The sequence below is a fragment of the Enterobacter sp. Taxon_8 genome, from assembly GCF_058354585.1.
The window spans coordinates 4,473,381-4,486,095 of record NZ_CM177989.1 but is presented as its reverse complement, the minus strand read 5'-3'; the positions used below and the strand labels follow the sequence as shown (position 1 = coordinate 4,486,095).

Sequence of the window (12,715 nt, the reverse complement as noted above, 5' to 3'; positions counted from 1 at the left end):
TTGAGGATAAAAATAATGAACACAACACCCTGTACCCACAAAGACAACCCTAACTTCTGGATTTTCGGGCTGTTCTTCTTTCTCTACTTCTTCATCATGGCCACCTGCTTTCCGTTCCTGCCGATCTGGCTGTCGGATATCATCGGCCTGAACAAAACCCATACCGGCATCGTCTTTTCCTGCATCTCACTCTCGGCCATTGCCTTCCAGCCGGTGCTTGGGGTGATCTCGGATAAACTGGGGCTAAAAAAACACCTGCTGTGGATCATCTCCGTGCTGCTGTTCCTGTTTGCCCCTTTCTTCCTCTACGTCTTTGCGCCGTTACTCAAAGCCAACATCTGGCTGGGCGCGCTGAGCGGCGGCATTTATATCGGCTTTGTCTTTTCGGCGGGCTCAGGAGCCATTGAGGCCTACATTGAACGCGTGAGCCGTAACAGTTTCTTTGAGTACGGTAAGGCGCGCATGTTTGGCTGCCTCGGCTGGGGGCTATGCGCCTCCACGGGCGGGATCCTGTTCGGCATCGATCCGTCGTATGTTTTCTGGATGGGTTCGGCGGCGGCGCTGCTGTTGATGCTGCTGCTGGTGGTCGCGAAGCCAAAACCCAACCAGACGGCGCAGGTGATGAATGCGCTGGGTGCCAACCAGCCGCAGATCACCGCGAAAACGGTCTTTAGCCTGTTCCGTCAGCGTAGGATGTGGATGTTTATTCTGTACGTGATTGGCGTGGCCTGCGTCTATGACGTCTTTGACCAGCAGTTTGCTACCTTCTTCAAAACGTTCTTCGCCACGCCGCAGGAGGGCACTCGCGCCTTTGGTTTTGCGACCACTGCCGGGGAAATCTGCAACGCGATCATCATGTTTTGTTCACCGTGGATCATTAACCGCATCGGCGCGAAAAACACGCTGCTCATCGCCGGGGTGATTATGGCGACGCGCATTATCGGCTCGTCGTTTGCCACCACCGCTGTAGAAGTTATTGCCCTGAAGATGCTGCATGCGCTGGAGGTGCCGTTCCTGCTGGTGGGGGCCTTCAAGTACATCACCGGGGTGTTTGATACGCGTCTTTCGGCGACTATCTACCTGATTGGCTTCCAGTTTGCCAAACAGTCGGCAGCCATCTTCCTTTCCGCGTTTGCCGGAAATATGTATGACCGGATCGGTTTCCAGGAGACATACCTGATGCTGGGCTGTTTCGTGCTGGCGATTACGGTGGTGTCGGCGTTTACGCTCAGCAGCAGGGAGGAGATTGCGGCAGGCAATAAGGCGCTGGAAGTCCATTAACGCTCTGAACCCACGCACTATTCCGGCGTTGGTCAAAAAACGAATAACCTTATAAAAACTACGGCATTGATAATCATTTTCAATATCATTTAATTAACTATAATGAACCAACTGCTTACGCGGCATTAACAGCTGTGCCGCCCGACAATAATGGAGAGGATTATGAGTTATACACTGCCATCCCTGCCGTATGCCTACGACGCACTGGAACCGCATTTCGACAAGCAGACGATGGAAATCCATCACACTAAACACCACCAGACCTACGTGAACAACGCGAACGCCGCGCTGGAAAGCCTGCCAGAGTTCGCTAACCTGCCTGTTGAAGAGCTGATCACCAAACTGGACCAGCTGCCAGCGGACAAGAAAACCGTGCTGCGTAACAACGCGGGCGGCCACGCAAACCACAGCCTGTTCTGGAAGGGCCTGAAAACCGGTACCACCCTGCAGGGCGACCTGAAAGCGGCTATCGAGCGCGACTTTGGTTCCGTTGACAACTTCAAAGCGGAGTTCGAGAAAGCCGCTGCAACCCGCTTCGGCTCCGGCTGGGCGTGGCTGGTACTGAAAGGTGACAAACTGGCGGTTGTTTCTACTGCTAACCAGGATTCCCCGCTGATGGGTGAAGCGATCTCTGGTGCATCCGGCTTCCCAATCCTGGGTCTGGACGTCTGGGAACACGCTTACTACCTGAAATTCCAGAACCGTCGCCCGGATTACATCAAAGCCTTCTGGGACGTGGTGAACTGGGACGAAGCAGCAGCGCGTTTCGCCGCTAAAAAATAAGGTTGCATTGACGCCTGTGAGAAGCGAGTCTTATGACTCGCTTTTTTTTGTATCTGTATACCCGTCATACTTCAAGTTGCAGGTGCGTTGGCTGCGTTCGCTCACCCCAGTCACTTACCTGAGTAAGCTCCTGGGGATTCACTCTCTTGCCGCCTTCCTGCAACTCGAATTATTTAGGGCATAAAAGGAGCAGCGATGCATTATCCGGTGAATGTATTTACAGGCAAGGTAAGGGAGTACGACGGCAGCCGCCCGAGCGCCATCGCCAAAATTCAGGTCGACGGTGAGCTGACGTTAACCGACCTCGGGCTTGCGGGCGACGAGCAGGCCGAAAAGAAGATCCACGGCGGGCCGGAACGCGCGCTGTGCCACTACCCGCGCGAGCACTATCAGCACTGGAAGGCAGAGTTCCCGGAGCAGGCGGATCTCTTCGTTGCTCCCGCGTTTGGTGAAAATCTCTCCACTGAAGGGCTCACCGAAAAGAACGTGTTTATTGGTGATATCTACCGCTGGGGCGATGCCCTGATTCAGGTGACGCAGCCGCGCTCGCCGTGCTTCAAGCTCAACTACCATTTCGGCATTCATGACATGTCGGCTCAGATGCAAAGCGCGGGTAAAACCGGCTGGCTGTACCGGGTGGTGCTGGCCGGGCAGGTCGCAGCAGATGCGCCGCTCGAGCTGGTATCACGCCTGAGTGAGGTGTCTGTTTATGACGCCTGCGCCATTGCCTGGCATATGCCGTTTGATGACGAGCAGTATCATCGCCTGCTGTCGGCTGCGGGGCTATCGACCAGCTGGACAAGAACGATGCAGAAGCGACGTTTAAGCAGCAGGATCGAGGATAATTCCCGGAGATTGTGGGGTAAGTAGTGCCCTTGATCCCGGCCCTCTCCCCTTCGGGGAGAGGGTTAGGGTGAGGGGGTTAAGAACGCTTGTACAATGGTAGCCACAGCGTTAACCGCAGCCCACCCAGCGGGCTGTCGTCGGCTCTCACCCAGCCGCGGTGCTGCTGCATGGCGGTTTCAACAATCGCCAGACCCAGTCCCGTGCCGCCCGATTCCCGGTCGCGCGCCTCATCGGTACGATAGAACGGACGGAAAATCTGCTCGCGATCTTCCGGGCTGACGCCAGGACCGTCGTCGTCGACAATGACGGTGATCCCGTCTTTATCCACCGAGAACGCCACCTCAATCTTCGTATGCGAGTAGCGCAGGGCGTTACGCACAATATTCTCCAGCGCGCTTTCCAGCGCGTTGGGGTTACCGTAGAGCGGCCACGGGCCCGGTGGGAAGTTGACGGTGAAGGATTTGCCCATCTGCTCTGCTTCGAATGCCGCGTTGTCCAGCACCTCGTGCCAGAGGTGATTCGCTTTCACCGTTTCGCTAACCAGCGCGTTTTTCTGCTGATTGCGGGACATGACCAGCAGATCGTTGATCATGCTGTCCAGGCGGTGAGCTTCGGTTTCGATACGTTCCAGCTCTTTGCTTTCCCCGCTGCGGCGACGCAGCAGCGCGGTGCCAAGCTGTAAGCGCGTTAGCGGGGTGCGCAGCTCGTGCGAGATATCCGACAGCAGGCGCTGCTGTGCGGTCATCATGCGATCGAGAGCGCTCACCATCTGGTTAAAACTGGTCCCGGCGGCAAGGAACTCCTGCGGTCCGGCTTCCAGTTCAGGGTGTTGTCGCAGGTTACCCTGTGCCACCTCATCGGCGGCATTCTTCAGCTTACGCGCCGGTTTTGCCAGGCTCCACGCCAGCCATAACAGCAGCGGCGAACTGACCAGCATAGTAACAATCAGCAGCAGGAGAGGGCGGTCAAACAGCAGGTTGATGAAGTCGGACTGGGAGCTGCTCGCGGGGCGAATCAGGTAGAGCTGATAATTATCCTCTCCGTCCCTGACGGAGAAAGGCCCCACCATCTCTACGCGCCCATATTTCTTCTTCTGGGGATGATCGGCGTTATCCGCCTGGCCAATGAAGTTGCGGATAATCTGCATTTCATTGCGATCGGCCCCAATCACGCGGCCTTCGCTGGTCACCAGCAGCAGGCGTTGTCCGGGCGGCGCCCACTTGTCGATAGCGCGAAACAGCCTGCGCCACCACATTAAATCGTTTGGCGGATCGTTTGCCAGCTCGGCTTCCACGTGCTGCTCGATCATCACGCCCTGACGTTGCTCGCTGTCGAGAAGCTCCGTCATCTGGCGTGAGTCAAGTTTTGGCAACATCAGTACGAGCATTAAAACCAGTGCCAGCGTCAGCCAGAAGATGGCGAAGATGCGGGCGGTTAAGCTTCCTATCATGAAGCGGAAACCATCAGATAACCGCGACCACGCAGGGTTTTAAACCATGGGTGACCGTCTTTACGCTCCGGCAGCTTACGGCGCAGGTTAGAGATGTGCATGTCGATGGCGCGGTCAAACGGGGTGAGGCGTTTGCCCAGCACCTCCTGGCTTAGATGTTCACGCGAAACCACCTGGCCGAGGTGCTGCGCCAGCAGATATAGCAGGGTGAACTCCGTGCCGGTCAGTTCCAGCGTCTGGCCATCAAAGCTCGCTTCCTGACGGCCCGGGTTGAGGCTCAGGGAGTCGACTTCTAGTGTAGGTGAGCTGTTGTCGGTATTTTGCTGCTGTTCGCTCCAGTGGGAACGACGCAGGATAGCGCGAATACGGGCAACCAGTTCACGGTCGTTAAACGGCTTTGGTAAATAGTCATCCGCGCCCAGCTCAAGGCCGAGTACGCGATCAAGTTCGCTGCCGCGTGCGGTCAGCATGATTACGGGAGTCTGGTGTGTCTGGCGAAGTTCTTTCAACGTATCAATACCGTTTTTCTTCGGCATCATCACGTCGAGCAAAAGTAAATCGATGCTGTCGTCAAGGAGACTCAGCGCCTGCTCGCCATCATGGGCAACCAGGACGTTGAAACCTTCCATGTCGAGCAACTCCTTTAAAAGGGATGTGAGCTCTCGGTCATCATCAACTAACAGGATTTTATTCATTGTTTAAATACCTCCGAGGCAGAAATTACGACATCAAGGCTGTCTAATCCATGACTTTACGTTGTTTTACACCCCCTGACGCATGTTTGCAGCCTGAATCGTAGACTGTCTCTCGTTGAATCGCGACACGAAAGATTTTTGGGAGCAAGTGATGCGCAAAGTTACCGCTGCCGTCATGGCCTCAACGCTGGCGTTCAGTGCGTTTAGCCAGGCTGCTGAAGCTATCATCAGCGATAACAGTCCCTTACAAGAGGGCGCAACGCAGAACAGCAGCCAAAGCCATATGTTTGACGGCATAAGTTTAACCGAACATCAGCGTCAACAGATGCGAGATCTGATGCAGAGGGCAAGACACGACCAGCCCCCTGTTAATGTTAGCGAAATGGAGACAATGCATCGCCTTGTCACCGCAGAAAATTTTGACGAAAGCGCTGTACGCGCTCAGGCCGAAAAAATGGCACAAGAACAGGTTGCCCGCCAGGTAGAGATGGCGAAGGTCCGCAACCAGATGTTCCATCTGCTAACGCCCGAGCAGCAAGCGGTTTTGAACACCAAACATCAGCAGAGAATGGACCAGCTGCGAGAGGTTGCACGGATGCAGCGAAGCTCAGAAACGACGTTTTTCAGTAGCAATAGCAGTACCCGTAGTAACCAGTAAACCCTGTTTTCCTTGCCATAGACACCATCCCTGTCTTCCCCCACATGATGTGGGGGTTTTTTTTATTCCTTCTTCTACCCCCCCTAAATCAAGGGCTCATTATTTTCAATCCGACGATATATTCTTTTTTAAAATAGTATTTTTCTGAATTGTTTGTAAAATATGCAAGCTACTGATAAGAAACAAAAGGGGATATCATGTCAGGAATGGTTTTTTGCCGAGGATGTGGCAAGGAGTTGCACAGTACCGCTAAGGCCTGTCCGCATTGTGGCGCAAGCCAGGTTGCAGCAGGAAGTAAAAATAAGCTTACCGCAGCATTGCTCGCATTCTTCTTAGGAGGCCTGGGTGCACATAAATTTTACTTAGGTAAGATTGGCCAGGGATTCCTTTATCTCATCTTTTGCTGGACCTTCATACCGTCAGTCATTGCCTTCATTGAGTTTATTATCTATCTGTGCACCTCTGAAGACGACTTTGCCAGAAAATATGGTTAAGTGCTGACTTAGCATTTTCAGGTTTCAAATCAGGAAAGCCCCTTTTAAACGGGGCTTTCTTATTGATGAACGTCACGGGCGAATATCTCGTTATAAAAACCATTTATATCAATAGTATGATTGTAATCCTGCATAATCTATTTCTCTTCATCTGCGACAGGTCTTTTGCTCGTCATTTCTTTTGTTAACCGTTTATTCATCCTTTGACTCCCAATGCTTCCGTTATACTAGCGGCATAACATGACAGGAGCGTTTATGAATCAATCCTATGGAAGACTGGTCAGCCGGGCCGCCATTGCGGCGACCGTCATGGCCTCCAGCCTGTTACTGATTAAAATCTTTGCGTGGTGGTATACCGGCTCGGTCAGTATTCTGGCGGCGCTGGTGGACTCGCTGATGGATATTGCCGCCTCGTTGACCAACCTGCTGGTGGTGCGTTACTCGCTGCAGCCAGCGGACGAAGAGCACACGTTTGGGCACGGCAAAGCGGAGTCGCTGGCCGCGCTGGCGCAAAGTATGTTCATTTCCGGCTCTGCGCTGTTCCTGTTTTTAACCGGCATTCAGCATCTCGTCTCGCCAACACCGATGAACGATCCCGGCGTGGGCGTCGTTGTGACGATAGTCGCGCTTATATGCACACTCGTTCTGGTAACGTTCCAGCGCTGGGTAGTTCGCAAAACGCAAAGTCAGGCTGTACGGGCGGATATGCTTCATTATCAATCTGATGTTATGATGAATGGGGCTATTCTTATTGCGCTCGGTCTGGCCTGGTATGGCTGGCATCGCGCCGATGCGTTGTTTGCGTTAGGGATTGGTATCTATATTTTATATAGCGCTCTGCGGATGGGGTATGAAGCGGTGCAATCACTGCTTGACCGCGCCCTCCCGGACTCAGAACGTAATGAAATTTTTTCTATCGTGACCTCCTGGCCCGGCGTCAGCGGTGCACACGATCTTCGAACGCGGCAGTCAGGGCCGACCCGCTTTATACAGATTCATATTGAAATGGAAGACAACCTGCCACTGGTACAGGCTCACGTTATTGCTGAGCAGGTCGAGCAGGCGATTTTGCAGCGTTTTCCTGGTTCAGACGTCATCATTCACCAGGATCCCTGCTCGGTTGTACCCGGTCATGTTGGGCTTTCGTAATTCGTTGTAAAAAAGTGAGCCAGGCCAGCATTTTGTGTATAAATTACCGCCGTTTGGTCTGACCTGAATCAATTCAGCTGGAAGGGATTGATATACTATTTGCAGTATTCGTTGGTCGATAAGTTTCTTCCGGCAACAGATTTCAATTTTGCATTCCTAAGTTCAGAGGTAGTCATGATTAAGAAAATCGGTGTGTTGACAAGCGGCGGTGATGCGCCGGGCATGAACGCGGCAATTCGTGGTGTTGTCCGTGCAGCGCTGACGGAAGGCCTGGAAGTTTTTGGCGTTTATGACGGTTATCTGGGCCTGTATGAAGATCGTATGGTTCAGCTCGACCGCTACAGCGTGTCTGACATGATCAACCGTGGCGGTACTTTCCTCGGTTCTGCGCGCTTCCCGGAATTCCGCGACGAACACGTTCGTGAAGTGGCTATCGAAAACATGAAGAAACGTGGTCTGGACGCCCTGGTGGTTATCGGTGGTGACGGTTCCTACATGGGTGCAAAACGTCTGACCGAAATGGGTTTCCCGTGCATCGGTCTACCTGGCACCATCGACAACGACATCAAAGGCACTGACTACACTATCGGCTTCTTTACTGCACTCGGTACCGTTGTTGAAGCGATTGACCGCCTGCGTGACACCTCGTCTTCTCACCAGCGTATCTCTATCGTTGAAGTGATGGGCCGTTACTGTGGCGACCTGACGCTGGCGGCTGCCATTGCGGGCGGTTGCGAATTTATCGTCGTGCCAGAAGTCGAATTTAGTCGTGAAGATCTGGTGGCTGAAATCAAAGCGGGCATCGCGAAGGGTAAAAAACACGCGATCGTGGCTATCACCGAGCACATCTGCGACGTTGACGAGCTGGCGAAGTACATCGAAGCCGAAACCAAACGCGAAACCCGCGCGACCGTACTGGGCCACATCCAGCGTGGCGGTTCCCCAGGTCCTTACGACCGTATTCTGGCGTCCCGTATGGGCGCGTACGCGATCGATCTGCTGCTGCAGGGCCACGGCGGCCGCTGCGTCGGTATTCAGAACGAAAAACTGGTTCACCACGACATCATCGACGCCATTGAAAACATGAAGCGTCCGTTCAAAGGTGACTGGCTGGACTGCGCGAAAAAGCTGTACTGATTCTCTTGGCCCTCTTCTTTCGCGAAGAGGGCCATTATTCCACTACGTTATAGCCAATCTTTTTTTATTCTTTAATCCTCGATTCGCTTTCTGGCACGCTGCATTCATCAAAACACTACACAAGAGAGCTGGGCGATGAATAAATGGGGCGTGGGTTTAACATTATTGCTGGCATCGACCAGCGTTCTGGCTAAGGATATCCAGTTACTGAACGTGTCATATGACCCGACGCGTGAACTGTACGAGCAATACAACAAAGCGTTTGCGGCACACTGGAAACAGGAAACCGGCGACAACGTGGTGGTTCGTCAGTCGCATGGCGGCTCCGGCAAGCAGGCGACGTCCGTGATAAACGGTATTGAAGCCGACGTGGTGACCCTGGCGCTGGCCTACGATGTCGACGCGATCGCCGAGCGCGGTCGCATTGACAAAAACTGGATCAAACGCCTGCCGGATAACTCCGCACCCTACACCTCGACCATCGTCTTCCTGGTGCGTAAAGGCAACCCGAAACAAATTAAAGACTGGAACGACCTGATCAAACCGGGCGTTTCTGTGATTACCCCGAACCCGAAAAGCTCCGGCGGCGCTCGCTGGAACTACCTCGGCGCATGGGGTTACGCGCTGCATCACAACAACGGCGACCAGGCCAAAGCGCAGGAGTTCGTGAAGGCGCTGTATAAAAACGTTGAGGTGCTGGACTCCGGCGCGCGTGGTGCCACCAACACCTTCGTCGAGCGCGGGATTGGCGACGTGCTGATTGCATGGGAAAACGAAGCGCTGCTGGCGACCAACGAACTGGGTAAAGACAAATTCGAGATCGTGACCCCGAGCGAATCGATTCTGGCTGAGCCGACCGTTTCCGTGGTCGATAAAGTGGTTGAGAAGAAAGATACCAAAGCGGTGGCGGAAGCTTACCTGAAGTATCTCTATTCGCCAGAAGGCCAGGAAATTGCGGCGAAAAACTTCTATCGTCCACGCGATCCGGCTGTTGCGAAGAAATACGAAAGCGTATTCCCTAAACTGAAACTCTTCACCATCGATGACGAGTTCGGCGGCTGGACGAAAGCGCAGAAAGAGCACTTCTCTAATGGCGGTACCTTCGACCAAATCAGCCAGCGCTAACCAGTAGCCTGTGACACGGTGACCCGGCGTGAGAAATCCGCCGGGTTTTTTATTTGGTCATCATTTTGCGTTACTCTTTTGCCTCAATCGAAAACAGGGAACGCGTTGTGAAAAAAATTATCTTATTGATCCTCATTGTCATCGCCCTTGCCGCTGGCGGCGTGTACTGGATGAAGGCGGGTAATCCGAATGCGTTAAGACATATCGTTCTCGACCAGTGTGTGCCGAATCAGATCCAGAATCGTAACCCGGCACCGTGTGTGCAGGTGAAAACGGATGCAGGCTATGTGATATTTAAAGACCGCAACGGGCCGCTGCAATACCTGCTGATGCCGACCTATCGCATCAACGGCACCGAGAGCCCGCTGTTGACCGAAGCGCACACGCCGAACTTTTTCTGGCTGGCCTGGCAGTCGCGCAGCTTTATGACCCTGAAGCGCGGATCCGAGGTGCCCGACAGCGCCATTTCGCTAACGATTAACTCTCCGACAGGGCGTACGCAGAACCATTTTCACATTCATATCTCCTGTCTGCGCCCGGACGTGCGCGAGAAGCTCAACGCGGCACAGGGAGAAATCAGCACCCAGTGGCTGCCTCTTCCCGGGGGACTGGAAGGACATGAGTATCTTGCTCGTCGGGTGACGGAGAATGAACTGGTCCAGCGCAGCCCGTTTATGATGCTGGCAGAAGAGCTGCCGGAAGCGCGCGACCATATGGGGCGTTTCGCACTGGCGATGGCGCAGCAGTCTGATGGTTCGTTTGTGTTGCTGGCGACCGAGCGTAACCTGCTCACGCTTAACCGCGCGTCTGCGGAGGAACTGCAGGATCATCAATGCGCTATCCTGAAGTAACCCCACCATAAATCGCGTTTACTCCGGCGGCCTGTCACCGTAGACTTGCTCAAAAATACTACAGGAGACAGGTATGTCGCTCTGGTCAACGTATCCTCTGCTGCTGCCCTCACTGATCGTTGGCGTCACCATCGTGCTGTGGGCGACGTCGCTATTGCCGGAATTCATCACCGCGCTGCTGTTCTTCACGGCGGCAATGACTGCGAAGATCGCCCCGCCGGAGGTCATCTTTGGCGGTTTTGCCTCGTCTGCTTTCTGGCTGGTCTTCAGCGGATTCGTGCTCGGCGTGGCGATCCGTAAAACCGGACTGGCAGACAGGGCCGCCAGGGCGCTGTCGGCAAGGCTCACCGACTCCTGGGTGTTGATGGTGGCGAGCGTGGTGCTGCTGAGCTACGCGCTGGCGTTTGTGATGCCGTCGAATATGGGACGTATTGCGCTACTGATGCCGATTGTCGCCGCGATGGCGAAACGCGCCGGTATCGCAGACGGCTCCCGAGCGTGGTTTGGTCTGGCGCTGGCGGTAGGGTTTGGGACTTTCCAGCTTTCGGCGACGATTCTGCCTGCTAACGTCCCTAACCTGGTCATGAGCGGTGCGGCGGAAGGCTCGTACGGCATCCATCTGAACTATGTTCCTTATCTGCTGCTGCACACGCCAGTGCTGGGCATTCTCAAAGGCCTGATTCTGATTGGCCTCATCTGCTGGCTATTTCCCGGCAGCCCAAAATCGCCGAAAGAACAGGCGCCGTCTGAGCCTATGGGGCGGGACGAAAAGCGTCTTGCCTGGCTGCTGGCGGTGGTGCTGGGGATGTGGGTTACGGAGAGCTGGCACGGCGTGGGGCCCGCGTGGACGGGGCTGGCGGCGTCGATCATCGTTATGCTGCCGCGCATTGGTTTCATTACCGGGGAAGAGTTTTCTGCGGGGGTGAATATGCGCACCTGTATCTACGTTGCCGGTATTCTGGGGCTGGCGATCGTCGTGACGCAAACCGGTATCGGAACGGCGGTGGGCGAGGCGTTGCTCCGCATTATGCCGCTGGAGGCAGGCCGACCGTTCACCAGTTTCCTGGCGCTGACCGGTATTACCACCGCACTCAACTTCATTATGACCGCCAACGGCGTTCCGGCGCTGTATACCACTCTGGCGCAGAGTTTTTCGGACGCGACCGGTTTCCCGCTGCTGTCGGTGATTATGATTCAGGTGCTGGGCTATTCCACGCCGCTGCTGCCCTATCAGGCGTCTCCGATTGTGGTGGCGATGGGGTTAGGAAAGGTGCCTGCCAGGGCGGGGATGGTGCTTTGTCTGGCGCTGGCTATTGCAACGTATCTGGTGCTGCTGCCGCTGGATTATCTGTGGTTTAGCCTGCTGGGACGGCTGTAAAAAAGCCCGGTGGCGCTGACGCTTACCGGGCCTACAGAACCGCAGGGCGGGTTAGCGAAGCGCCACCCGCCACAAAGGCAATTACGCCTGTTTAGCCGCTTCTGCCGCTTTAACGATCACCGCGAAAGCGTCCGCTTTCAGGGATGCACCGCCAACCAGCGCGCCATCGATGTCTGGCTGGGTGAACAGCTCAGCAGCGTTGGAAGCGTTAACGGAACCGCCGTACTGGATAATCACTTGCTCAGCGACTTTGGCGTCAGCTTTCGCAATGTGGTCACGAATGAATTTGTGAACAGCCTGAGCCTGTGCAGGGGTTGCTGATTTGCCGGTACCGATCGCCCAGACTGGCTCGTAAGCGATAACCGCGCCTTCGAACGCTGCCGCGCCCTGGGTTTTCAGCACTGCGTCGATCTGACGTGCGCACACTTCTTCGGTTTTGCCCGCTTCGTTTTCCGCTTCGGTTTCACCGATGCACAGAACCGGAATCAGGCCCTGCTCTTTCAGCACGGCGAATTTCTTCGCGATGAACTCATCGGATTCTTTGTGATAGGTGCGACGCTCGGAGTGGCCGATGATGATATATTTCGCGCCGATATCTTTCAGCATTTCAGCGGAGGTTTCACCGGTGAACGCGCCAGACAGGTTAACGTCAACGTTCTGCGCGCCCAGAATGATGTGGCTGCCGTCAGCGGCGTGTTTAGCCAGATCCAGATACATATCCGGCGGAGCGATCGCAACCGCGCAGCCGGTCACGCCAGCCAGCTCTTTACGCAGGTTCGCAACCAGTTCGTTTACCATGTGGCGGCTGCCGTTCAGCTTCCAGTTACCCATCACTAAAGGATGTCGCATTTCAATTCTCCACGCTAAA

At 54.7% G+C, this 12,715-nt stretch carries 13 protein-coding genes; 10 read left to right on the top strand and 3 right to left on the bottom strand.

The window, feature by feature from the left end; genetic code table 11:
* Nucleotides 1-15 precede the first annotated feature (15 nt).
* From AC4IBF_RS21355 to yiiM, 3 genes are all read left to right on the top strand, one after another.
* Nucleotides 16-1,281 (top strand): MFS transporter, encoded by a 1,266-nt coding sequence (locus AC4IBF_RS21355; RefSeq protein WP_136196042.1) that lies wholly within the window; start codon nt 16-18, stop codon nt 1,279-1,281.
* Between the two features lie 162 nt (nt 1,282-1,443).
* On the top strand, nt 1,444-2,064 hold the full coding sequence (sodA, locus tag AC4IBF_RS21350) for a superoxide dismutase [Mn] (protein WP_003861999.1): 621 nt from the start codon (nt 1,444-1,446) through the stop codon (nt 2,062-2,064).
* A gap of 195 nt (nt 2,065-2,259) precedes the next feature.
* On the top strand, nt 2,260-2,934 hold the full coding sequence (yiiM, locus tag AC4IBF_RS21345) for a 6-hydroxyaminopurine reductase (protein WP_288461881.1): 675 nt from the start codon (nt 2,260-2,262) through the stop codon (nt 2,932-2,934).
* Nucleotides 2,935-2,986: 52 nt separating this feature from the next.
* Here yiiM and cpxA read toward each other — a convergent pair whose 3' ends face one another.
* Nucleotides 2,987-4,360, bottom strand: coding sequence for an envelope stress sensor histidine kinase CpxA (cpxA, locus tag AC4IBF_RS21340; RefSeq protein WP_288461870.1), 1,374 nt, complete (start codon nt 4,358-4,360; stop codon nt 2,987-2,989).
* Nucleotides 4,357-5,055, bottom strand: a complete 699-nt coding sequence (gene cpxR, locus AC4IBF_RS21335) for an envelope stress response regulator transcription factor CpxR (RefSeq protein WP_006179159.1) — start codon at nt 5,053-5,055, stop codon at nt 4,357-4,359. The genes cpxA and cpxR overlap by 4 nt, the downstream gene beginning before the upstream one ends.
* Before the next feature lie 151 nt (nt 5,056-5,206).
* Here cpxR and cpxP point away from each other — a divergent pair, with 151 nt between their 5' ends.
* The 7 genes from cpxP to AC4IBF_RS21300 all read left to right on the top strand — a co-directional run bounded on the left by cpxP (nt 5,207) and on the right by AC4IBF_RS21300 (nt 11,847).
* Nucleotides 5,207-5,713, top strand: a complete 507-nt coding sequence (cpxP, locus tag AC4IBF_RS21330; protein WP_111963954.1) for a cell-envelope stress modulator CpxP — start codon at nt 5,207-5,209, stop codon at nt 5,711-5,713.
* 197 nt (nt 5,714-5,910) lie between these two features.
* The gene (locus AC4IBF_RS21325) at nt 5,911-6,207 is read left to right on the top strand and encodes a TM2 domain-containing protein (RefSeq protein WP_115876978.1); all 297 of its coding nucleotides are present in this window, start codon (nt 5,911-5,913) and stop codon (nt 6,205-6,207) included.
* A gap of 255 nt (nt 6,208-6,462) precedes the next feature.
* Entirely contained in the window at nt 6,463-7,356 is an 894-nt protein-coding gene (fieF, locus tag AC4IBF_RS21320; protein ID WP_023309697.1) for a CDF family cation-efflux transporter FieF, read from the top strand.
* 174 nt (nt 7,357-7,530) lie between these two features.
* A complete protein-coding gene (gene pfkA, locus AC4IBF_RS21315; protein ID WP_023309696.1) occupies nt 7,531-8,493 on the top strand; it encodes a 6-phosphofructokinase in 963 nt (320 codons plus the stop codon).
* 135 nt (nt 8,494-8,628) lie between these two features.
* On the top strand, nt 8,629-9,618 hold the full coding sequence (locus AC4IBF_RS21310) for a sulfate ABC transporter substrate-binding protein (protein ID WP_029741703.1): 990 nt from the start codon (nt 8,629-8,631) through the stop codon (nt 9,616-9,618).
* Between the two features lie 107 nt (nt 9,619-9,725).
* Nucleotides 9,726-10,469 (top strand): CDP-diacylglycerol diphosphatase, encoded by a 744-nt coding sequence (locus tag AC4IBF_RS21305; protein WP_491463082.1) that lies wholly within the window; start codon nt 9,726-9,728, stop codon nt 10,467-10,469.
* Between the two features lie 73 nt (nt 10,470-10,542).
* The gene (locus AC4IBF_RS21300) at nt 10,543-11,847 is read left to right on the top strand and encodes an SLC13 family permease (RefSeq protein ID WP_491463081.1); all 1,305 of its coding nucleotides are present in this window, start codon (nt 10,543-10,545) and stop codon (nt 11,845-11,847) included.
* An 81-nt stretch (nt 11,848-11,928) separates the two neighbouring features.
* On the opposite strand, the gene tpiA is transcribed toward AC4IBF_RS21300, so the two are convergent.
* Complete coding sequence (tpiA, locus tag AC4IBF_RS21295) at nt 11,929-12,696, bottom strand: triose-phosphate isomerase (protein WP_014172206.1); 768 nt, start codon at nt 12,694-12,696, stop codon at nt 11,929-11,931.
* Nucleotides 12,697-12,715 lie beyond the last annotated feature (19 nt).

Excerpts from the sequence above, each read along its gene's own strand:
- AC4IBF_RS21300 (WP_491463081.1), top strand. The coding sequence starts at position 10,543 with ATGTCGCTCTGGTCAACGTATCCTCTGCTGCTGCCCTCACTGATCGTT.
- AC4IBF_RS21355 (WP_136196042.1), top strand. The coding sequence starts at position 16 with ATGAACACAACACCCTGTACCCACAAAGACAACCCTAACTTCTGGATT.
- pfkA (WP_023309696.1), top strand. The coding sequence starts at position 7,531 with ATGATTAAGAAAATCGGTGTGTTGACAAGCGGCGGTGATGCGCCGGGC.
- cpxP (WP_111963954.1), top strand. The coding sequence starts at position 5,207 with ATGCGCAAAGTTACCGCTGCCGTCATGGCCTCAACGCTGGCGTTCAGT.
- fieF (WP_023309697.1), top strand. The coding sequence starts at position 6,463 with ATGAATCAATCCTATGGAAGACTGGTCAGCCGGGCCGCCATTGCGGCG.
- cpxR (WP_006179159.1), bottom strand. The coding sequence starts at position 5,055 with ATGAATAAAATCCTGTTAGTTGATGATGACCGAGAGCTCACATCCCTT.
- yiiM (WP_288461881.1), top strand. The coding sequence starts at position 2,260 with ATGCATTATCCGGTGAATGTATTTACAGGCAAGGTAAGGGAGTACGAC.
- cpxA (WP_288461870.1), bottom strand. The coding sequence starts at position 4,360 with ATGATAGGAAGCTTAACCGCCCGCATCTTCGCCATCTTCTGGCTGACG.
- AC4IBF_RS21310 (WP_029741703.1), top strand. The coding sequence starts at position 8,629 with ATGAATAAATGGGGCGTGGGTTTAACATTATTGCTGGCATCGACCAGC.
- AC4IBF_RS21325 (WP_115876978.1), top strand. The coding sequence starts at position 5,911 with ATGTCAGGAATGGTTTTTTGCCGAGGATGTGGCAAGGAGTTGCACAGT.
- tpiA (WP_014172206.1), bottom strand. The coding sequence starts at position 12,696 with ATGCGACATCCTTTAGTGATGGGTAACTGGAAGCTGAACGGCAGCCGC.
- sodA (WP_003861999.1), top strand. The coding sequence starts at position 1,444 with ATGAGTTATACACTGCCATCCCTGCCGTATGCCTACGACGCACTGGAA.